16 protein-coding genes are annotated in these 21,378 nt (G+C 67.6%); 9 read left to right on the forward strand and 7 right to left on the reverse strand.

Annotated features, from left to right (window positions below; all coding sequences use genetic code 11):
- Positions 1-509 precede the first annotated feature (509 nt).
- Positions 510-4,868 carry an ATP-binding protein gene (locus ACFQZZ_RS08870; RefSeq protein WP_378676691.1) on the forward strand — a complete coding sequence of 1,453 codons (4,359 nt, stop codon included), beginning with the start codon at positions 510-512 and terminating at the stop codon, positions 4,866-4,868.
- A complete protein-coding gene (locus ACFQZZ_RS08875) occupies positions 4,865-5,455 on the forward strand; it encodes an ATP/GTP-binding protein (RefSeq protein ID WP_378676694.1) in 591 nt (196 codons plus the stop codon). The genes ACFQZZ_RS08870 and ACFQZZ_RS08875 overlap by 4 nt, the downstream gene beginning before the upstream one ends.
- A gap of 47 nt (positions 5,456-5,502) precedes the next feature.
- Here the strand turns inward: ACFQZZ_RS08875 and ACFQZZ_RS08880 are convergent, their stop codons facing one another.
- Positions 5,503-6,147 (reverse strand): hypothetical protein, encoded by a 645-nt coding sequence (locus ACFQZZ_RS08880; RefSeq protein ID WP_378676696.1) that lies wholly within the window; start codon positions 6,145-6,147, stop codon positions 5,503-5,505.
- 64 nt (positions 6,148-6,211) lie between these two features.
- On the opposite strand from ACFQZZ_RS08880, the gene serC reads away from it, so the two are divergent.
- The 3 genes from serC (at position 6,212) to ACFQZZ_RS08895 (ending at position 9,838) form a co-directional block, all read left to right on the forward strand.
- The gene (gene serC / locus ACFQZZ_RS08885) at positions 6,212-7,336 is read left to right on the forward strand and encodes a phosphoserine transaminase (protein WP_378676699.1); all 1,125 of its coding nucleotides are present in this window, start codon (positions 6,212-6,214) and stop codon (positions 7,334-7,336) included.
- A 225-nt stretch (positions 7,337-7,561) separates the two neighbouring features.
- Entirely contained in the window at positions 7,562-8,725 is a 1,164-nt protein-coding gene (gene sepH, locus ACFQZZ_RS08890; RefSeq protein WP_378676702.1) for a septation protein SepH, read from the forward strand.
- Positions 8,726-9,091: 366 nt separating this feature from the next.
- The gene (locus tag ACFQZZ_RS08895; RefSeq protein ID WP_378676705.1) at positions 9,092-9,838 is read left to right on the forward strand and encodes a DUF6928 family protein; all 747 of its coding nucleotides are present in this window, start codon (positions 9,092-9,094) and stop codon (positions 9,836-9,838) included.
- 149 nt (positions 9,839-9,987) lie between these two features.
- On the opposite strand, the gene ACFQZZ_RS08900 is transcribed toward ACFQZZ_RS08895, so the two are convergent.
- Together ACFQZZ_RS08900 and ACFQZZ_RS08905 are read right to left on the reverse strand one after the other, a co-directional pair.
- Positions 9,988-10,299: a DUF2537 domain-containing protein gene (locus tag ACFQZZ_RS08900; protein WP_378676708.1), complete on the reverse strand. Its 312-nt coding sequence runs from the start codon at positions 10,297-10,299 to the stop codon at positions 9,988-9,990.
- Between the two features lie 13 nt (positions 10,300-10,312).
- Complete coding sequence (locus ACFQZZ_RS08905; RefSeq protein WP_378676711.1) at positions 10,313-11,116, reverse strand: TrmH family RNA methyltransferase; 804 nt, start codon at positions 11,114-11,116, stop codon at positions 10,313-10,315.
- Between the two features lie 120 nt (positions 11,117-11,236).
- On the opposite strand from ACFQZZ_RS08905, the gene ACFQZZ_RS08910 reads away from it, so the two are divergent.
- A complete protein-coding gene (locus tag ACFQZZ_RS08910; protein ID WP_378676714.1) occupies positions 11,237-12,442 on the forward strand; it encodes a GNAT family N-acetyltransferase in 1,206 nt (401 codons plus the stop codon).
- 175 nt (positions 12,443-12,617) lie between these two features.
- Positions 12,618-13,040: a YccF domain-containing protein gene (locus ACFQZZ_RS08915; protein ID WP_378676717.1), complete on the forward strand. Its 423-nt coding sequence runs from the start codon at positions 12,618-12,620 to the stop codon at positions 13,038-13,040.
- A 12-nt stretch (positions 13,041-13,052) separates the two neighbouring features.
- On the opposite strand, the gene ACFQZZ_RS08920 is transcribed toward ACFQZZ_RS08915, so the two are convergent.
- Entirely contained in the window at positions 13,053-13,490 is a 438-nt protein-coding gene (locus tag ACFQZZ_RS08920; protein WP_378676720.1) for a MarR family winged helix-turn-helix transcriptional regulator, read from the reverse strand.
- A 63-nt stretch (positions 13,491-13,553) separates the two neighbouring features.
- Here ACFQZZ_RS08920 and ACFQZZ_RS08925 point away from each other — a divergent pair, with 63 nt between their 5' ends.
- Positions 13,554-13,793 (forward strand): DUF2530 domain-containing protein, encoded by a 240-nt coding sequence (locus tag ACFQZZ_RS08925; protein ID WP_378676722.1) that lies wholly within the window; start codon positions 13,554-13,556, stop codon positions 13,791-13,793.
- Positions 13,794-13,799: 6 nt separating this feature from the next.
- Here the strand turns inward: ACFQZZ_RS08925 and ACFQZZ_RS08930 are convergent, their stop codons facing one another.
- Positions 13,800-15,866: a neutral/alkaline ceramidase gene (locus ACFQZZ_RS08930; protein ID WP_378676725.1), complete on the reverse strand. Its 2,067-nt coding sequence runs from the start codon at positions 15,864-15,866 to the stop codon at positions 13,800-13,802.
- Positions 15,867-15,994: 128 nt separating this feature from the next.
- Here ACFQZZ_RS08930 and ACFQZZ_RS08935 point away from each other — a divergent pair, with 128 nt between their 5' ends.
- The gene (locus ACFQZZ_RS08935) at positions 15,995-16,609 is read left to right on the forward strand and encodes a TetR/AcrR family transcriptional regulator (RefSeq protein WP_378676728.1); all 615 of its coding nucleotides are present in this window, start codon (positions 15,995-15,997) and stop codon (positions 16,607-16,609) included.
- A 29-nt stretch (positions 16,610-16,638) separates the two neighbouring features.
- Here ACFQZZ_RS08935 and ACFQZZ_RS08940 read toward each other — a convergent pair whose 3' ends face one another.
- Positions 16,639-19,683 carry a sacsin N-terminal ATP-binding-like domain-containing protein gene (locus ACFQZZ_RS08940; RefSeq protein WP_378678287.1) on the reverse strand — a complete coding sequence of 1,015 codons (3,045 nt, stop codon included), beginning with the start codon at positions 19,681-19,683 and terminating at the stop codon, positions 16,639-16,641.
- Positions 19,680-21,377, reverse strand: coding sequence for a DUF3027 domain-containing protein (locus ACFQZZ_RS08945; RefSeq protein WP_378676731.1), 1,698 nt, complete (start codon positions 21,375-21,377; stop codon positions 19,680-19,682). Before ACFQZZ_RS08945 ends, ACFQZZ_RS08940 begins: the two co-directional genes overlap by 4 nt.
- Position 21,378: the final 1 nt, after the last annotated feature.

The raw sequence follows: 21,378 nt of genomic DNA on the forward strand, positions 1-21,378 counted from the left end.
TGAATCCGCGAGCCGGACGTCGCGGCGGGATCTGTTGCCCGCCACGGTGTTCGGCTCGCGTGGCATCCTGGTGGACGCGCTGAAAAGAGGGCTTACGGGGAATCTCGGAAGTGGATTTCGCGGTGACGAATGTTCGGGATCGGCGCTGCCGCGGTGGCGGGTTCGGCCACCGGATGTAGCGCAGACAACGGTAATACGCCACCGCGCAATCGAATACCGCGACGACCACCACCGGTGGGAATGCTGTCGGCACTGCGGCCGAACCTGGGTCACCGCGGGAGGCGGTCGACGAGGTCTGGGCCAACCACTCACCTTCGTGCATGTCCGGCTCCTCGCAGGGTTCGCAACTACGATCGCCCAAACGTGGGAACTGCAGGCATCCAGCCAGTAAGGTACCGGTGCCGACGGACTACGTCCTGCGGTGTTCGTTAGGCGGATCGCGGCTGCTCACCGGATATTTCGCCGATTGGCGATGTGACCGGATCAGGCCGATCCGAGCGGAAGGCGGTATGAGGGTGGCGCAGACGGTGATCGCGCGCACTCGGTTGCGGAACCTTGAGCAGTGGCGCGTTCGCTGGAAAGTCACCGCGGCTGTAGCCGTCCCGCTTGCCGCGGCGATGCTGCTCGGCGGTCTCCGGTTGACGGTGTTCTTCAACGACTACTCCAACTACAACGACGCGGCCGACCGGATCTCCGACATTCCCGCGATCACCGCGCTCGAGTCGGCGGCCTCGACCGTCGCGGGCGGGCAGGTCTACGGCACCACCACCGACCAGGACCTGGTCGAGCTGTCCACCGCCATCACCGAGGCCACCGTGCGTTCCGGGCGCAAGGGGATCGATGAGACCGTCGCGACAGCGTTGCGGGAAATGACCGCGACCAGCGAGGTCATTCGCGCCGGCGGCAAGGGCGGCGGCGATCCGCTGAAAGCGGTGGCATTGAACAACGCGGTCGCCCATGAGGCGGTCAGCACCGTCGACAAGCTGCTCACACCGCTTCAGATCAGCTCGGTCGTCACCGGGAAGACCCAGTTGTTCGATCTACTGCTCGGCAAGCTGGAGGGCTTCAACTTTCTGATGGTCGCGATGTCGGCGATCCAGGATCCGACGAAGGTCAACGAGTTCAATGCCGTGCAGGGTTCGTTCCTGACGATGACGAACACCGTCGAACGCGACCTGCCCTCCGCCAAACCCGAACTCGACCGGGTGGTACGCGCCAACAACGCCATCCTGAAAGCGGCGATCGACGAGGCGATCGACACGGGAAAGATAGATCTGCCCGACCTACGCGACCTCGCGCTCGCTTCCCGCGATGTGTACACCAAGCTTGCGCGCGAAACCGTCCAGCGCATCTTCGCCGATGTCGACCACGCTGTCGACGCCTCCCGCTCCGCGGCGATCAAGGCGTCCGTGGTGGTGCTCGGCACCCTGGTCGCGGCGCTCGTGTTCGGCGTGCTGGTCGCCCGATCGCTGCTGCAGCCGTTGCGCCGACTACGCGCGGGCGCGGCCAAGCTCGCCGATCGCGACCTACCCGACGAGGTCGAGCGCATCAGCCTCGGCGCGCAGCTGGAGCACATCGTGGTCAATCCGGTGCCCGTGCACACCGGCGAGGAGATCGGTGAGATCGCCCGCACGGTCGACCGGCTGCACGCGCAGGCACTCAAACTCGCTGCCCAGCAACAACAGCTGCGTGACCAGGTCAACGACATGTTCGAGACCATGGCCCGGCGCAACCAGACCCTGGTCGATCGCCAGCTCAGCATGATCGACGCGCTGGAGTTCGAGGAGAAGGATCCCGATCGACTGGACCAGCTGTTCCGGCTCGATCACCTGGCCGCCCGCATGCGGCGCAACAGCGCCAACCTGTTGGTGCTGGCAGGCACGAAATCGCGGCAAGACCGATCCGGGCCGGTCGAGGTGCGTGACATCCTGCGCGCCGCCGGATCCGAAGTCGAGGATTACCAGCGAGTGAAAACCGGTGCGACACCCGATGGTTGGGTGACGGGCACCGCGGCCACCGATCTGGTGCACCTGATCGCCGAATTGCTGGAGAACGCGCTACGCGCTTCGCCGCCCGATAGCGAAGTCACCTTCGCCTACAGCCGGACCTCCGAGGGCGGCCTGCTGATCGAGGTCATCGACGTGGGCATCGGAATCGTGCACGGCGAACTCAACGAGATCAACCGCAGGCTGGCGACATTGGCGACGGCCACGCTGGCGACCACCCGGCAGATGGGTTTGTTCGTGGTCGGCAGGCTTGCCGAGCGCCACGGCATCACCGTGCGGCTGCGCCGTACCCAAGACCGCGCATTGAACCCCGGCATCACCGCGAGCCTGCATATCCCCGCGCCCCTGATCGCGGTGCCGCCAACGGAGCGCGACACTCCGGCGAGCGGACAGCCGGTCATCCAGGTCCATCGTGACACGCTGCATCCCGCGCGCATACCGACGCCGCAGGCCGGCAACAGGGCGGTGCAGAGCAAGCCGATCGGTCTGCTGACCGGGTCGGTCGGAACCGCGAAACCGCAGGCAGGGGCGATCGGCCAACAGCCGCTCGTACCGCGCCCCGCTCCCGAACCACCGGCCGAGACACCGCCTGCCGCACCGGTCATCACCAGTTACGGTCTGCCCAAACGAGTTCCGGGCGCCAACCGCAGGGGCGCCCGCAAACCGGGAGGAAACCGCCAGCCCACCGCGACCGCCACACTGGGCCCGACCGCACCACTCACGTCGGCATCGAGCAAGCCTGCGCAATCGGCACCCGGCACAGCAGCCCAACCAGCACCCGGCACAGCAGCCCAACCAGCACCCGGCACAGCAGCCCAACCAGCACCCGGCACAGCAGCCCAACCAGCACCCGGCACAGCAGCCCAACCAGCACCCGGCACAGCAACTCGGCCAGCACCCGGCACAGCAGCTCGGCCAGCACCCGGCACGGCAGCTCGGCCAGCACCGACCGCAGCCCCGTCGACCACGCCGACGCCGAGCAAGCCTCCCCCCGCGACCGCCCCGAATCCCTCGGAGTTGGACACACAGCAATACCGGGTTTCCCAGACCGCGTCCTTCTTCCGCGCCTCGCATGTGAAGCCAGGATCGGACGACGACAAGGCCGCAAGCCCGATCCCGCCGTCCCCGGGGAAAGCCGCACCACAGGCCGACAGGGCAGCAACCCCGCCGCCGCAGACCACCAGACCGGCCACAGGCCAAGCCGCGACGCCGATCTCGTCGGCTCTCGCGCAGGCCGCCGATCAAGCAGCAGCAACGACAACCGCGCCAGCCGCGGGCACCGCGCCGAACGCTTCGCCATCCGCGAGCGCCACCGATAGCGCGGCGACCGAGACGGCTCCGTCCACGACGAAAACCGCACAGTCACCTGCCCCTTCGCGACCGACCGGCACCACGACCGCAACAGCATCGACGACTGCACCACCTGCGGGCACCGCGCCGAACGCCGCACAGACACCACACACCGCACCCGCCACCGGCAACACCGCACCCGCCACCGGCAACACCGCACCCGCCACCGGCAACACCGCACCCGCCACCGGCAACACCGCACCCGCCACCGGCAACACCGCACCCGCCACCGGCAACACCGCAGCCCCGACGACTTCACCGGCGACGAAGCCCGAACCACCGACTGCCCCTTCGCAACCGGCAAACACCACGCCCGCCAACCAGGCGGCGACCTCTCCAACACCCACGCCCCGGCAGGCCGCGGCACCGATCACTTCGCAGACGGCCGAGGCATCCGGCGTCGATCAAGCACCGACGCCTATTGCTTCGCCACCCACGAACACCTCACACGTAACCAATAAGGCAGCGGCACCGATTAGTCCACCAGCCGCACCCATCACGGCACACGCCAATCACACAGCGGCGCCTATTGCTTCACCGACGACCACCGCACCCGATGCCAACCAGGCGACAGCACCGATCTCGCCGGCCACGCCCCTAGCACCGAATGCAGCCCAATCGACGCATACGTATTCAGCACCCACGAACGCCACACCCAACGCCCACCCGGCAGCACCGGTAACCTCCCCAGCGACACCTCGCACGGCGAACACCGGCCACACAGCAGCGCCTACCGGTTCACCCACCAGCACCGCTCCCCGCGCCTATCAGGCGGCGGCCGCGACCGCCTCGCTCCCCAAGGCGCCGAACGCCGATCAGGCACCGGCACGTGCCTCTTCACCACCCACAAACATCGGTCCCAGCCCCCACAAGGCAGCGGCCCCGCCACCCGAGGCGCCGAACGCCGATCAGACACCGGCACGTGCCTCTTCACCACCCACAAACATCGGTCCCAGCGCCCACAAGGCAGCGGCCCCGATCACCATGCCGCCGGACGCCGACCAAGCACCAGCGTCTTTTGCTTCGTCACCCGCGAGCACGGCACGCACCAGCGACCAGGCATTCACCGCACCCGTGAATACGGCACCGAACACTCTCCCCGCCGCACCTCGAACCGCCTCCACTCCTGCGCACCCCGCACCTGCCGAGCAAGAGTCGGCGAACCCGATCTTCGCGGGCATGATCTCGGCTTGGCTTGCCGATCCGGAGACCAGCACAGAGCAGGCGCCTGCGAGTTGGAACTCGGCGGCGGACGAGGGATGGTCTGCCGCACAGCGAGCCGCGGATCAGCCTGTCACCCTGCGCACCAGATCCGGCCTACCACTGCGGGAGCCGGGGAACCAGTTGGTGCCCGGCGGTGCGGAACCGACAGCAGGAGCGCAGGAGCGAGAGACCGACAGCCGCCCCGATCCCGCGTCGATCCGGGCCGGCCTCAACAACTATGACCGTGGAGTACGCGACGGCCGGGCTACTCGTTCGTCGAAACCATTCGCAGCCGAGGACATTCGATGACCGCACCCGAATCCGTAGCCCCCTCGTCCAGCACCCGCGCCGTCTCGGCCAAGATCGTGATCGCAGGCGAGTTCGGTGTCGGCAAGACCACGCTGGTAGGCGCGGTGTCCGATATCGTGCCGCTGCGCACCGAGGCGGTGATCACCGATCTCAGCTCCGAGGTGGACGACACGTCGCCGGTTCCTGACAAACAGACCACCACCGTGGCAATGGATTTCGGGCGCATCAGCCTGGCCGACGACTTGGTGCTCTACCTGTTCGGCACACCCGGCCAGCACCGATTCTGGTTCATGTGGGACGACCTCAGCCTCGGCGCGATCGGCGCGATCGTGCTCGTCGATGCCCGCCGGGTAGACGAAAGCTTCTCGGCGGTGGACTACTTCGAGGAGCTCGGCCTTCCGTTCCTGGTCGCCGTCAACGAATTCGACGACGCACCGAGATTCCCCGAAGAAGCCATCCGCGACGCCCTGTCGGTCCCCGACGAAGTCCCGGTCATGATGATCGACGCCCGCAACCGCGAATCAGCAAAGAACGCCCTCATCGCCGTAACCCGCTACGCCCTGAGCCGAGTCTCCCCTTCCGCCTGACAGGCCCGGCTTCGCACCGTGGCGAGGGCAGCGCTTCCGGCGGGGCGCTAGTCCTCGCCGAGTGAGGCGATCCAGTCGACGGCTACCGATTCGCCGTGGTCGACGGTGAAGAAGGCGACCTCGAGGTGCTGGCCGAGGTCGACGAGGCTGATGGCGGCCAGCGGAATCGGCTGGATCAGGCGCACGCGCCACGGCTTCGGCTCGTCCCAGGCGCGCAGCTCGAGATCCAGCCGAAGCACCGGGTCGTCGCGGCCGCCGTAGTCGGCCGCGACGGGTGCGGCGGCCAGCACGGTGGCGTCGGCGCGACGACCGTCGGACAAGATCTTCGAAATACTCGCCCGGCCCGCCTCCGCGATATCGGGCACGTACAGCACCAGTCGGTCGCGGTCGCCAGGATCGACCCGGCAGCACACGACATCACCCGGCTGCATCCATTCCAGGTCGTCCGAACGCATGCGCTGGCGCACCCTGGTCTCGTAGGGCAACGCCCCTTCGATCTGCACCCGAATCCAGAACACGTGTCCGGGCTCCTGGCGGCGAGGCCGCACCCCCAAGATCGTTGCCGAGCCGAGCGTTCCCCGCATCAGCAACTCCCGCCGCTGTGCGTCCGACATCGAACCAGCGCGCAGTCCGAAATTGCGTGGCCGCCGACTGCGCAGTCGCCACCCTGAGTTAGCCGACGCCATGTTCATGGGCGTCAACGTTAGCCGGAGTGTGGTCAGCGTCACAGCAATACCACCGTCTACCCTGTGTGCCATGACCACTGCGTTCCCGACGATTCCCGACGATCTCAAGCCCGCCGACGGACGGTTCGGCTGTGGCCCCTCCAAGGTGCGACCGGAGCAGCTGCAGTCTCTGGTCGACGTGGGCGCCTCGGTGTTCGGAACCAGTCACCGGCAGAAACCGGTCAAGGACGTGGTCGCGCGCGTGCGCGGCGGACTGCGTGAGCTGTTCGCGCTGCCCGACGGCTACGAGGTCGTGCTCGGCAACGGTGGCACCACCGCGTTCTGGGATGCGGCCGCGTTCGGCCTGATTCGCGAGCGTTCGCTGCACCTGACCAACGGTGAGTTCAGCTCGAAGTTCGCCTCGGTGGCGAAGGGCAACCCGTTCATCGGCGACCCGATCGTGGTCTCGGCGGAGCCGGGCAGCGCGCCGGAGCCGGTGTCGGACCCGTCCGTCGACCTGATCGGCTGGGCGCACAACGAAACCTCCACCGGTGTCTCCATCCCGGTGCAGCGCCCGGCCGGTTCGGAGAACGCGCTCATCGCCATCGACGCCACCTCCGGTGCCGGCGGTCTGCCGGTGAACATCGCCGACTCCGACGTCTACTACTTCGCACCGCAGAAGTGCTTCGCCTCCGACGGCGGCCTGTGGGTCGCGCTGATGAGCCCGGCCGCGCTGGCCAGGGTCGAGGAGATCAAGGCATCGGGTCGCTGGACACCCGAATTCCTTTCGCTGCCGATCGCGATCGACAACAGCTCCAAGGATCAGACCTACAACACCCCGGCGCTGGGCACCCTGCTGCTGTTCGCCAACCAGATCGAGTGGCTCAACAGCAACGGCGGCCTGGACTGGGCGGTCAAGCGAACCCTGGATTCGTCCTCGCGCCTGTACTCCTGGGCCGAGTCGAGCGAGTACGCCACGCCCTACGTCGCAGATCCCGCGCACCGTTCGCAGGTCGTCGGCACCATCGACCTCGCCGACTCGGTCGACGCGGCCGCCGTCGCGAAGGTGCTACGCGCCAACGGGATTGTCGACACCGAGCCCTACCGCAAGCTCGGCCGCAACCAGCTGCGCGTCGGCATGTTCCCGGCGATCGACCCGGAAGATGTCAGCCAGCTGACCCGTAGCATCGACTACGTCGTCGAGAAGCTGGGCTAGTAACCACCAGGCGCGAGTCTTACGAGCGCTGCAAATTGAGCACGACACGCCAACACTCGACACGCCGCGCCGGAAGGCGCGGCGAATCGAACAGAGCAGATTAGCGGGGCACGGCGGGTTATTGCCCGATTTCCGTGCCGCGTGTCTTGCCTCGAGATCATCAGTAGTGCACTACTGTTTCGGAAAGTGGGCGGTGTCGCGAGCCGACGCGATAAGGAGGTAACGGTGCGTGAACTTCGAGTGATCGGGGTGACGCCCGACTCCACGCACATCGTGTGTATCGACACCGAGACCGGCACCAAGTACCGGCTGCCCGCCGACGACAAGCTTCGAGCCGCAGCTCGCGGAGACCTTGCCCGATTCGGCCAGATTGAGATCGAAATGGAAGCAACTATGCGTCCTCGCGATATTCAAGCTCGCATCCGTGCCGGGGCCTCCGTCGAACAGGTCACCGAAGAGTCCGGGATGCCGGCCAGTCGGGTCGAACGTTTCGCTTACCCAGTACTGCTGGAGCGGGCCCGCGCAGCCGAACTCGCGCAGAAGGCGCATCCGGTCCGTGGCGACGGCCCCGCTGTGGAAACCCTCATCGATATCGTCACCGCCGCCTTCACCGAGCGCGGGCACAATATCGAGGGTGCCGAATGGGATGCCTGGAAAGACGAGAAGGGCTTCTGGGTCGCCCAACTGCAGTGGCAGAACGGCCGTTCCGACATCACCGCGCATTGGCGCTACCAGCCCGACGCTCACGGCGGTTCGGTGTCGCCCCTGGACGATCCCGCCTCCGACCTGATCGATCCCGACTTCGGCCGCGCGCTACGCGGGCTGGCCACGATCCTTCCGCCGCAGGCCGAGATCGAAGCACCCGCCGTGCCAGAGGCGCCAGTGGAGACGCGGCCTGCCGAAACCCGACCGGCTCGGGACACCACGGCTCCGGCCGCGCGTACCGCGACCCGGCAGGGCCAGCCGACGCTGGACGAGTACTACGAGCAGCGCTCCGTCGTCGCGGGTGGCGCCAGCGCCGCCATCCCGGCTGCCGCGAGCACCAACGCCATTCCGGCCGCGAGCACCAACGCCATTCCGGCCGCGAGCACCAATGCCATTCCGGCCGCGGGTGGCACTGCGGCCGCAGCCACGGCGGCAACCGGCACGGCACCCGCCGCCGGTAGTTCGACCACGGGAACCCCGGCACCCAGCGCGGGCACCGCCCCGTCCGTGCCCGCAGCGCCGACGACTCCCGCCGCTCCGAAGACCCCTGCGGCGTCCGCCGAGGAAAAGGCCAAGCCCAACGGCAAGGCCGCCCCCGCGAAGTCCAACCGGACCAAGCGCGGCAAGGCTCCGATGCCGTCCTGGGAGGACGTGCTGCTCGGCGTCCGTAGCTCCGGCCACTGAGTTATCCGGCCGCGTATCCCTTTTCGCATTCGCCCGGCATGGGTGTTCGATGTCCGGCATGGGCGTTCGACGTGCCGGAGTGTCGCGAGCATCGGTAGATACCCACCGAATCCGGCCTTGATGGCAGATGTTTGCCAGCGCGGCCGTGGAGGTTGCTGAGCCGCCTTTGTCGCGAATTTCTTGGGCCGCTGGCGTGTTCGCGGGCAGAAGCCGCGTACTTCGCGGCGAAGTGCGAGTAGATTTTTGGGTGCCGTCGAGTGGTTTGTCGGCATCGGGCGGTTCGCGGTGACGGAAAGCTGTCGAAATCACCAAGAGTTGCTCGAAGTTCGCGGAGCTCTTACGTGCAACCATCGGGAGGTGCCGGAAATGCTATCCAAAGCCTCGTCCCTCTGGTACGTCGACGCACTCGATCCGTTGGCGGTACTCCGTGCGAACCACGATCCCGACCCGGACGCGGCACTCGCCCTCGCGAAGCAGCTGCACGCCGACCGAGATGTCTTGCCGATCATGGTCGGCACGCTCGGCGGTTGCGCGGGCCCGGACGTCGACGAGGTCTACATCGGCTGCTATCCCGGTGTCACTGTGGTGTGTTCGACGCAGGCGGCGCTGGTGCATCCGACGGCCCTGCCGGAACTGCTGGTCCGTCCGCTGGCTTCGGAGCACACTTACCTCGTCTCGTTCGACGCCGCGCACGGCTGGGGTGCGTTCGCGCATTGGGAGCGCGGCGAATTCCGCCGCGCGTTCAGTTCGACGCGGGTGAACATCCTCGAAGACGAGGGCCTGCCGCTGGTGTGGGAGCGCCCCTACTGGGCGGGCGACCATCCGGTGCACTGGTATCCCGGCGACCTGCCCGACCCGCAGACCCTGCCATTCGATCCGCCCGAGTTCGCCGACGCCGCCAATCACCAATGGCTCGGATTCCACTACCGCGCCGCGGCAACCGACGGCGCACTGATCCCCGGCGATATCTCGGTGTGCGGGTTCACCCTGTATCCGAAGGGGCAAGCACCCGACCCGGCCACCCTGGTATCAGGGGACGGACGACCGGACATCGACGCGAAACGCAGACGCGGCCTGTTCAGTTGGCTGCGCGGCCGAGACCGCGTCTCCTGACAGGCACCGCCTGACCGCGCGGCCGCACATAGACCCCCGATAGGCCCCGCGCTTGAACGAGCGCGGGCGGCGCACCGCCTCCATAGGCGCAGACGGACGTAGTTCCCTCAACAGCCCCGCGCCTGGACCAGCGCAGGTGAGGCCACCGCTTAAGCAGCAAACCCACCGAACAGCAGCGCCAACCAACCGAGCAGCACGCCCGCCGCGCCGCCCGCGAGCACCCAGCGGGTCACCGGGACGAACCGCCAGCGCCAGGCTGTCGGCGCGGCCCCACCGGCCGCGACGAGGTTCACCACGACCGCGAGTATCGGATGCACCTGCGCCAGCGCGTCGCCGAACGCATACACCGCGACTGCCGTCAGCAGCGCAACCATGCCCGCGACGGTGAGCCCGGCGGCCCACGGTGTCGGGTCCTGGTAGGGCGGATAGGGCCGATACGCCCCATTCGGCAGGTAGTTCACGACCGCCCCTCGTTCACGATGTCCTCACCCGTTCATAGAAAGCCATTGCCGCCGCGGTCGCGACATTCAACGAGTCGGTGCCAGGCGACATCGGAATTCTCGCCCGGATATCGGTGGCTCGCATGGCTTCCTCGGTCAGCCCTGGCCCCTCCGCGCCCAACAGCAAGGCCACCCGCTCCCCCGTCATCGCCGTTGCCAGGTTCACCGCAGCGGGGTTCGGCGTCAGCGCGATGATCTGGAATCCCTTGTCTCGCAGTATATCCAGCCCGCCCGGCCAGTGCGGAAGTTGCGCGAACGGCACCCGAAGCACATGCCCCATCGACACCCGCACCGCCCGCCGGTACAGCGGATCGGCACATCGATCCCCGAAGAGAATCGCGTCCGCCCCCAACCCCGCCGCGTTCCGGAACATCGAGCCGAGGTTCTCGTGATCGTTGATCCCCTCCAGCACCGCCACCGTCCGTGCCCCAGCGAGCGCCTCGTCCACGGTCAGCTCGGCGGGCCGCGGTGCCACCGCGAGCACCCCACGATTGAGATGAAACCCCACCACCTCCGCCATCACCTCGGCACTCGCCCGGTAGTACGGCACATCGACACCATCGAGATCATCCACCAGCTCTGCCCGCCGCTTGTCCACCCCGAGCAACGCACTAGGCCGGAACCGCGAGCCGAGCATCCGCTGCACCACGACAACCCCCTCCGCGATAACCAGCCCCTTGCGCCCAGGCAGATCCGGCCGGCGATCAGCGGATTTGAGGTCACGAAAGTCATCAACCCGCGGATCAGCGGGGTCGTCGATATCGAACACTTCGGCCACGAGGACACATCCTGCCGGGCCACACCGCCACCACCGACACCGGTGCCCGCCCGCTACGGCCAGAGCCGCACTGGCTGAAAATCGGGTGCGGGTGGGTGGGGTCCGTGGGATGGTCCAGGTATGACGCTGATACCCGGTATCACCATTCGATCGGCTACCGAGGGCGATGCGGCCGGGATCGGGCTGGTGGTCCAGACTTCCTTCGGGACACGGCCGGACGAGTCGCTGGGGGAGCCGTATCGGCGACTGTTTCCGCCGCAGGACGCGATTGTCGCGGTCGACGGTGAGCGGGTGGTCGGGCATGTGGAGTCGACGACGATGACGTTGACCGTGCCGGGCGAGCGAACCGTGGAAGCCTGCGGGATCGCCGGCGTCGTAGTGGCGCCTACGCACCGACGACGCGGGATTCTGCGCGCGATGTATACCGAGCAGCACCAGCGCATCGAGGCGGCCGGGTTGCCGTTGACGATCTTCACCGCGAGCCAGGGCGGGATTTACGGACGGTTCGGGTATGGGCCCGCGATCCGGGAGAACGCGGTGAGCATTGATCGGCGGTTCGCGGAGTTCCTGCCGTCCACACCGGATCCGGGCGGGGTAGAACTCGCGGTGCTCGCCGAGGCGACCGAACGGGTGCGGGCGATCTATGACCGCTGGCGCAGGCCGACTCCCGGCGCGCAGGTGCGTCCCGACGCACGCTGGGAGGTCACCTTCCTCGACCCCGAGCGTTTCCGGGACGGCGGTACCGATCTCTTCGTGCTGCTGCATGCAGATGGGTATGTGCTGTATCGGTATCGGTATCGCGACTCCGTCAGGATCGCCGATGTGGTCGAGATGCGGACGGTAACCGCCGATGCCCATGCCGCACTGTGGCGGACCCTCTGCGGGCTGGATCTCATCACCAGGATCGACGCCGAACTCCCCGACAACGACCCGCTCCCCTACCTACTGACCGATCCCCGGCTGGTCCGGACGAACCAGCGCTACGACGGACTCTGGTTGCGGCTCATGGATGTGCCCGCCGCGCTCAGCGCGCGTTCGTATCTGCGCGACCTGGATGTCGTGTTCGCAGTGACCGACCCGTTCCGGAACGCGGGCGGCACCTTCGCACTCAGGGTGCGCGACCGTGTCGCCGACTGCACGCCGACTACCCGCGCCGCCGATGTCGAACTCGGCATCGATGTGCTCGGCAGTATGTACCTCGGCGCGTATCCGGCGCGGGTGTTCGCCGCCGCGAACCGGTTGCAAGCCAAGGATTCCGGGCAGGTGCGCGCCATCGATGAGGCGTTCGGCGCCGAACGCGACGCGGAACTCGGTTGGTTCTTCTGACATCGTGGCCGACACCGCCCATCGGTGTCGGCTGCGCCTCGGCGCTGGGGCGGATGTCGCGGCATCGGTGCCGTTGGGCGGGTTGCGCCGATGCCGCATCAGGGTCCGACCCGGAGAACGATGTAGTCCCCTGGAGTGATGCCCGAACTGCCGATCTGCTGGCATGCTGGAACGCATGAAGCCGATTCAGCTGGTTCTCAATATCCTCTGGCTCGTGCTGTGCGGGTTCTGGATGGCGCTCGGCTACCTGCTGGCGGGGATCATCTGCTGCATCCTCATCGTCACCATCCCGTTCGGTATCGCGTCGTTCCGGATCGCGGCCTACGTGCTGTGGCCGTTCGGGCGGACCACGGTGGAGAAGCCGTCCGCGGGTGCGGGCTCACTGCTCGGCAACATCATCTGGTTCATCGTCGCGGGCTGGTGGCTGGCGCTCGGCCATCTGTTCACCAGCATTCCGCTGTTCATCTCGATCATCGGAATCCCCTTCGGCTGGGCGAATCTCAAGCTGATCCCGCTGTCGCTGTTCCCGCTCGGCCGCGAGATCGTCGACAGCGATCAGCCGTTCGGTGCCCGGTATCCACAGGACTCCAGGTACTGACCGCCGGCAGGGTTATTCGGACTCGGTGACGAGTTGCTTCATGATGCCGACGGCTTTGGTCAGCACAACCAGCTGCTCGTCGGTCAGCGTGGACAGCTGCTCGGTCATCCAGGCCTCACGGGCGCTGGTCTCATCGGCGATCAACGCGCGACCCGCATCCGACAGCGAGACAATGATCTGCCTGCCGTCGGTCGGATGCGGCTTGCGCTCCACCAACTCCAGGTCCGTCAGTGAGGCGATCACTCGCGTCATCGACGGCGGCTGCACGCGCTCCTTCGCGGCAAGGGCGCCCGGCGTCATCGCGCCGTCCCGGTGCAGGGTGGCCAGCGCGGAGAGCTGGGTCAGCGAAATTTGTGCGTCGGCGCGCCGCCCCCGCAGATGTCGCGTCAAACGCACCACCGCGAGCGACAGCTCACCCGCGAGAGCTCGAACATCCGATGGCGTTGTCACAGTGGCAAACGATACGGGACCCGTTGGCTGCGGGACGACTGTTCCCGCAGCTACGCTAGGGCGGTGACGCAGAAAGTGCCCGAGATCCCGCAGCGGCTGACCGATCCACGGCCGGTACTGGCCGTTGGCAGCGCGCTGTGGCTGATCGCCACGATCGTGGTGTGGGCCAGCGGCGATCGCTGGGAGTCGGCCCGCCCGGTGTGTCTCATGGGAATGGCGGTCGGCTTGCTGGGGTACACGATCTTCGCGATCCAGCGCCGCGGCGCCCGGCGTGGCGACAAGGGCGCGCAAACGGGTCTGTAGCGTCCGTCAGACCACATCGAATTCGTCGCTGGTGCCGGTGAACGGGTGCAGCGCGCCGTCGGGGCTCAGGCTGTCCGCGTAGTGCTGTAGCCGGTATCGACCAGGCGCCGCGTCGGCGGGAACATCCCAGGTGAAGCGGGCCACGGATGCGGCGGTGCCGCGCTTGCTCCAGTGGAACCGCACCGCCCACTCACCCTCGTTGGCGACGCGCACCCACTCGCCGGAGTCGTTGCGCCGCTGCACTTCCAGGAACGTGCCGTTGCGGCGTGGGTTGTGCTTCGGGTGTGCGGAAACGAATTCGGCGGCGACCTGGGTGCCACGGGCGGCAGTGGCCGCGGGCTGGATCAGCACGTCACCGAAGTTGCGGCCCGGCGGCGTCATATCGGGACCGGGTGCGGACTGGAAATTCGGCTGCATGGCGGACACGTCGCGCGGGGCGGGGCCGCGGGGAACCTGCTGACGGTCCGCGAAAGCCGTTGCCAGTCGGGTGAATTCCTGTAGATAGGCACTCGAGGTGTAGCGCCCGAACAGGGTTGACGCGCCCTCGTACTGCTGGGAGTCGTACTCCTCCGGAGTGGTGACGTATTCGTGATAGGAGTTCGCATAGCCCTGCAGGAGCACCTGCTCCAGCGATACACCGAGCGCTGCCGCCACCGCGCGGCGGATCCGCAGGCCGGAGACGATGGTGAACTCCCCGCCACCGGCCGCCAGGTACAGCTCGCCGATGCGGACGATCTGGATGGGCACCACACTCGGCACCCACGACACCGGCGGCAGCAGACCGAGCGGCGCCGCAATCGCCTTGGGCGCCTGGGCATCCGCGAGCCAGGACGGTGCGGGGGCGTTGGGGTTGCCGAGCGCGTCGATGAACGGGTTGCGCACGCCCTCCGGAATGGGAATGCCTGGCAGACCAGGGCCGTCCTCGGTGCTGCCCGCGATGAGCGAGACGCCCGCCGCCGCGGGCGCGGTGTGGCGCGGCTGCCCGTCCGGGGTGAAGCGGCCGTCGACGGCGATGTCGGCCAGGTCGATATAACAGAGCATCGAGTCGGCCGGCCCGCTCAGCGACTTCGCTTCGGCAAGTGCGGCTTTCGCTGCGTGGTACTGCCGTTCACCGATGATGCGGGTGTTGTCGAACTCGTCCTCGGTGGGGCCGGAGCCGGGGCGCAGGTTCAGGTTCGGCGACATGTCGCCCGCGTTGGTCTGCGCGAACGCGGCGATGAAATCGACGGCGCCGTCGAGGTATCGGACGCCGTGTTCGATGTGCTCGAACGAGAAAGACGCGTAGCCCTTGTTATCCGCGCTGATCAACCTGTTCTGATTGGTCATCGAGGTGTTGTGGGTCGCGAACCAGGTGATGGCGCCGACTTGTCTGCCGCCCTTGACGATCGACAGCGCGGTGACCGCCGGATCGATGGCCTGCGGGAAATGCTGTTTGTCCGCATCGGGGTTGCGGTCGAAGGCAACTCGCGAGCGATTGACGCTGGCGTTGTGCAGCTCGCTGCGTCCGAGCGCGAGCGTGCCGGGACCGAGATCGGCGTGTGCGGCGGCGATCGCTTCCACGATGCCGTTCACCTCGGCGTCATAGACCTGCTGCTGAAAACCGAGAATCGAGAGGTTGTATGCGTAATCGTTGCTGGAGCCACCGCAGGTCGCGTGTGAATGCGTCGAAGTGAGCAGCACATTCTGCTCGGTGTAGAGGTCACCGAAGCGGCGGGCGAGCTCGAGCATGACGCCGCGGTGCACAGACTGGAAAATCATGCCGTTCTCCGCGACGGCGAAGACGATTCGCCGCTCGGAGGTGGCGATGATGAACGCGCGGGCGCGCGGGCGCAGGTGAATGCCCGCGGTCTGCTGCTCCAACTGCGAATAGCCCATCATCCCGCATTCGGCGGCCGGGCCGGTGATGTCGGACAGGCCGATGCCGACGAGGTATCCGCCGGACGCCGGTGCGGCCGCGGCGGACGCACTCAATGCCGTAGTTACGCCCGGCACCGTGGCCATCGCAGCCGCGGTAACCAGCGTGGCCGAACCAGTCGCGGTTCGGGCCAAAACCGTTCTGCGTGACACCGGCATATGTGTCTCCCTTCGATCCCGATGTGCAGCGAACCACACAACTGGACGCTCGTCCAGTCGAGATTTTTCGGCCGCGCGAATTGACTGTGCGCTTCTCGGACGCTTAACTCCCTGAGGTGTCCTCCCGATTGAGCGTCGAAGAACGACGGGCCCACCTTATCGAGGCAGCCATCGGCCTTGCCGAGAAAAAAGGCGTGGCAGGCGTGACCACGCGCGATGTGGCTCAGGCGGCAGGTGTTTCGCTCGGTGTGGTGCATTACTGTTTCGAAAACAAGGACGCGCTGATGACCGAGCTGGTCAAAGCGTTGTCGATGGAATTACGCGATTCTGTTGACGCCAATGAAACAGTTTGGCAAGACGCCGGAAGTGGAAAAGAAGCGCTTCAGAAATTGGTACGCGCCGGACTGGAACTGATGTGGCTCAACATTGAAGCCACACCGGAACGACAGCTACTCACTTACGAAACCACGACTTACGCACTTCGCGAAGGCGAACAAACACCGGCGAAACTCGCGATTGCGCGCGAACAGTACGCGTTCAACGACTCCACCGTCGCCGACATCCTCGATCACGCGCGCGATGCGACCGCCAGCCGGTTCACGGTCCCCGTGCACGATCTGAGCCGGTTCACCCTCAACGTCATCGACGGAATCGTGCTGCGCTGGCTGGTCGACAACGACAGCGAGAGTGTTCGCGGGCAGTTGGACCTGCTCAGCGAAATGGTGTCGAGCTACGCGGCATAGGCGGGCGGTCGAGGCCCGGCCACGGAGGATCAGTCCTGCGCGTGCGGCCCTCGGACATGCAAGGTTGCCCCGTCCTGCCACCACGGGACGGCGACCGTAGCGGTCACGGCGCCGTGCAGACGTATGCGAAGGTCGTCGTGCACAACCAGGTCCCCTTGCTGCGGGGGCAGCGTGAAGAGTTGGCGCAGTACAACTCCGAGCGGTTCGGACGACCAGGTGGCCCGTCGGCCGCTGCCGACCACATCGGCGGTGACGGCCTCCGAGACAACGGGCAGATCGAGCAAGGTCGCCAAGGCGGGGGCAGTATCGACATCGCCGACAACCAGGCGGTCCGGCGGGAGTGCCAGGCCGAACCACGGCTGGTCCAGCACGAAGGCGTCGGCCGGGTCCACCACCGCTCCGGACAATGCGCGCACGCGATCGGGCACGTCGAGGTCGGCCAGGTCGAGCCGCTCTGCCGCGACCGCGGCGGCCAATCGTGCGTGGGTTCGTGAAATCACCTCGGGTGAAGGGGTTTTCGCCGGATCGGCGAGGGCAGTCAGGAGTGCGGCGGCCAGCTCCGGGGTGATGGCATCGGGATTCGCCAATGCGGCGCGCAAGGCATCGATGTCATGGCGACCGAGGCCGGGAGCGGCGAATTCGGTTAACAGGTCGTCGAATTCGGTGTCGGCGGGGTGTCGCAATAGGCCGAGCACCGTGCCGTCGATACGGGCGTGCCTGCGCAGCCACCACGCGGTGTAGCCATCGGGGTCGGCGAGTAGCCATCGGGTCCGTTCGCCGGAAGCCAACTGCCGCAAGGCCTCTGGCCAAGCGGCCTCGGCCACCAAGTCCAGGTCGCGGACGGCGGCCAGCTCCGGCGGATCCTCGGGCAGGCCCGACCACCAGCTTTCCTCGTCGTCCAGATGATGATCCGGGCCGGTCGGATCCACCTCGACGACGACACTGAAATCCCAGCCGACGCCGACAGCCCGCAGTGCCTCCGCGCCGTAGCCCTCCACCAGGTCCTTGGCGGCGGTACCGAACGGCGAATCCTCGACCAAAAGATCACGCAGTGGAGCCCCGGGCAGCAGCAGCTCGTCGGCAGGCAGCAATTCCCCCGAGCTATCCGGCAATTCGACCAACCCGAGCCAGGAGGGCAACGCGCCCGGGTCGGCGTTCGCGGCGAGCCGCAGCACCGCATCCGCGGTATCCGGATCGCCCGGCTGGTCCTCCAACTCGGCGCGCAAGCCCGGATCGCTCAACAAATCCTCAGCGGTGGCGGTGCGCGCGCCCAACCGAGCCAGCAGCGGATGCGCCGCCTCCGGATGCACCAGCCGCGCCCAATGCACTGGAATGGGGTCCTCGAGCCGATCATCCAAAACCACTGTGCGCGGCCCGGTCACGAGCCGCCCATCGGCCAGCGGCACCGCGAGCGCCCCCAGCTCCTCGGCGGTCAACGGATCGACCACAAACGGCTCCAGCGCCGCATACAGCGAATACCACCACTGCGGCGACCGCTCCAGCCCACCGGACAACTCCGCAAGCCGAGCCAGCCCCAACCGATGCACATCCAGCACACCGAGCGCCTCGCCATGCGCACGCCCGGACAATTCCGGAAGCACCAACGGCCCGACCACATCATCGATCAGCCCGGCCAATTCCATCGTCAGCCCAGCGAACACACTCGCCCGAGTCGGCACAGCGGCAGCCGCTGCCCTACCCGGCAGTGCCTGTCCCCCTGCAAATTCCAGACCCTCGGTAGCGCCATGCACGCGCGCAGCGGCCGGAACGGTGATAGCCGCCCCGTCATCGCGCAGTTCCTGACCGGCAGGCGGTTCCACACCCTCTCGTCCGGCCGTAACCGCACCGGATGTGTCCGAGCGATCAGTGACAGCGTCCGCGCTATCTGGGAACGGCTCGGCCCAGAGCGAATCCGCGTCATCGAAGTCGGCCGCAGCCGTATCGGACGGGCCGGTGACCACGGGGAGCCAGGAGTGGGTTTGGAGTTCGCGGACCAAGGCTTCGCGGAGCAGGCCGTCGGCTTCACTGCGGGCGAAGCCGGGGGTCGGGACGAGAATGAGGCGGTCGCGGGGTGGGAGGGCGCGGGCGAAATCGCCGTATCCCTTTGCCAGTTCGGCGAGGCGGGCGCCGGGGAGCAGGCGGCGGCGGTCCGGTTGCATTGGAATGTCCGCGATCAGGAGGGCCGGTAGCGACAGCTCCTCGTCGGATCGGGTCGGTGCGCGCAGCACATCCGGGGCGACGGCTACCGGCCTGCCTTCGCGAAGCGGCAACAGCCAGCGGGCACGGCTGGTCCGGTACTCCCACCACACTCGGTCGAGGTCCGGGCCGGAGATGCGCAGCGCACGCAGGCCGGTCCGCTGCGGGCCGGTGTCGCTCGGATCCGTGACCGTGCAGGTCAGTTCGTCGTCGCCGATTCGGATGCTGTGCAGCGCGGGGAGCTCCAGCAGAAGGTCGGCGGCTTCGGAGCGCATTGCGGTAAGCAGGGCCGGTGCGTCGATGTCGTCGCGCAGGCGCAGCACCACTTCGGTGTCGCCGTCCGCGGGGGCAGCGGTGCTCGGCCAGGCCAGTCGCAGCACCGGTGGGGCGAACTTGTCGGCGGTCTCGGGCACGGTGATTGCGTTGTCGTGCAGTGCGTTCCACGTGTTTTCGCGCGAGAACACCAACGAACCGGTGGTCGAACGCACCTCGATCTCGTCGCTCACCGACAGCACGGCGGTGAAGCCGACGCCGAACCGGCCGACGCTCGCGGCCGGATTCGCCTTCGCGGACGCACGCAGTGCGGTGAGTGCGTGTACGCCGGAGATGTCCAGTGGTGCACCGGTATTCGAGATGTGCAGGGTGCGCCCGTCGAGCTGGACAACAAGGCGGCCGGCGACGCCCGCCTTCGCGGCGGCATCGGCGGCGTTCTGGGCCAGCTCGGTCAGTAGCCGATCCCGATACCCGGCCCGCACGAGATCCGCCTCGGTTGTGGCATCCTCCCGCAACCGCGTCGGCGAATCACGCCATGCGGCAAGGACCGCAGCGCGCAGCGTCGAGGTACCGAACGAATCGGACGCCTCGGACGCGTCGCTCAGCCCTGTGTCGATGATTCGGACTCCGGCCGCGCATCGACATCAGACTCGCCCGCGCCACCGGCAGCCTCGACACCCGCGTCAGCGCCCAGCGCCTGCTCAGCAGTCGAAGCCGATTCAGCAGTAGAAACCGAATCCACGCTCGGGACCGACTCGGCTTCCGGCGCCTGCTCAGCAGCAGGTGTCGCGTCGACAGCAGATGCTTGTTCGATGCTCAGCGCCGACTCGACACCCGAATCCTGATCCGACACAGCCGAACCGATGCTCGTCTGCGACGCATCCGACCCGATCGCAGCATTGTCGGCGGCTTCGTCGATCGACTGGGCTACCTCGGCCGCCGCACTCCGAGGGCTCTGCACGCCCTCGGCACTCAACGAAACCGCAGCGCCCGACTCACCAACGGTGCCCGGCTCAGCATCGATATCGCCCGACCGACCCGCACCTGCGGGCTGAGCCGTCTCATCCGCTGCGCTCACCGGAGCCACGCTGCTCGACTCGGCCGCCCTATCTGCCTCGGCCACAACATCGCTCGGCAGGCCAGTGGTCGACACAGCCTCGGCATTCGAGTCACCTGGAACGCTCACCGCTGCCGCAGCATCCGACCCAGCCACCGTGCTCGGCTCAACCACCGCACCACCCGTCAGGCCCGCGTCGGACACCGCCTCAGCGTTCGGCTCGACCTCGGCACTCACCGGAGCCACTGCATCCGACTCGACCATCGTGGTCGGCTCAGCCACATCGCCCGCCGCACCCACAGTCGAGTCGGCCTCGGCGCTCGCCGGGGCCGCGGCGGCCGGCTCCACCACCGTGTCGGTGGATTCAGCTGCGACTGTGCTCACGAGATCGGCTGCTGCCGTGTCGTCGGCGACGGTGCTCGAGTCGACTTCGGTCGATGCCTCGGTGTCCGTCGCGTCGCCGGCGGGTGCTGATTCCGGCTCCGGCTTGCGCGGGGCTTCCTGGGTGATGACGTCGAAAGCCGCGTCGTCGTAGGCCTCGTAGAGCGGGGAGCCGCCGCCGGTGGGGAGGACGGTGTCGGAGTGTGCGCCGCAGCCGTATTCGGCGTGCACCACTCGGCCGTCGGCGCCCATCGCGTTGCCGCACACGCCGAAGGCGGCGCGCATGGCGCCGGCCAGCGGCAGGTAGAAGCCGCATAGGCCACAGGTGGATGGAGCCGCCTTGGCCATGTCGGTGTCGGGGCCGAACTCGGTGTACCAGCGCTCGGCCGCTTCTTCCCGGCCTTCGAGGCTCAGCACCTGGGTGCGGCCGAGGCCGATCTCGCGCGCGACCTCGTCGACCGCTGGGTCGCCGCTGGCGACATACCCGGGGACCAGGCGTGGATCGTTCGGCACGGGGGCGAGGAGGTCGCCGGGCGCCAGATCACCCGGGCGCACCCGCTGATCCCACGGCACGAAATCGGGCGCGACCAACGCGTCCGGGCCCGGCAGCAATGCCGACTCGCTGACCGTGGCGTACGCCGCACCGGGTGCGGCCGCGACGACGACGGCCCACTGCCAGCCGCGGTAGCCGGGCAGGGTGGCTTCGAAGCGGTGCGTCGCGGCACTGTCGTCCTCCGCGGTCACCCCCAAATGCGCGCCGACCCCGGCGGGCTCCAACTCCACGAGCGCTCGACGGGCCACGTCGACGGCATCGGCCAGGATCGGCCACACGCCGGACTCCGAAACAGAAACTGCGCTCACG

Origin of the sequence: Nocardia sp. GCM10030253 (genome assembly GCF_042675075.1) — a bacterium.
Taxonomy (GTDB): Bacteria; Actinomycetota; Actinomycetes; order Mycobacteriales; family Mycobacteriaceae; genus Nocardia.

Excerpts from the sequence above, each read along its gene's own strand:
- ACFQZZ_RS08870 (WP_378676691.1), top strand. The coding sequence starts at position 510 with ATGAGGGTGGCGCAGACGGTGATCGCGCGCACTCGGTTGCGGAACCTT.
- ACFQZZ_RS08875 (WP_378676694.1), top strand. The coding sequence starts at position 4,865 with ATGACCGCACCCGAATCCGTAGCCCCCTCGTCCAGCACCCGCGCCGTC.
- ACFQZZ_RS08880 (WP_378676696.1), bottom strand. The coding sequence starts at position 6,147 with ATGAACATGGCGTCGGCTAACTCAGGGTGGCGACTGCGCAGTCGGCGG.
- serC (WP_378676699.1), top strand. The coding sequence starts at position 6,212 with ATGACCACTGCGTTCCCGACGATTCCCGACGATCTCAAGCCCGCCGAC.
- ACFQZZ_RS08895 (WP_378676705.1), top strand. The coding sequence starts at position 9,092 with ATGCTATCCAAAGCCTCGTCCCTCTGGTACGTCGACGCACTCGATCCG.
- ACFQZZ_RS08910 (WP_378676714.1), top strand. The coding sequence starts at position 11,237 with ATGACGCTGATACCCGGTATCACCATTCGATCGGCTACCGAGGGCGAT.
- ACFQZZ_RS08915 (WP_378676717.1), top strand. The coding sequence starts at position 12,618 with ATGAAGCCGATTCAGCTGGTTCTCAATATCCTCTGGCTCGTGCTGTGC.
- ACFQZZ_RS08930 (WP_378676725.1), bottom strand. The coding sequence starts at position 15,866 with ATGCCGGTGTCACGCAGAACGGTTTTGGCCCGAACCGCGACTGGTTCG.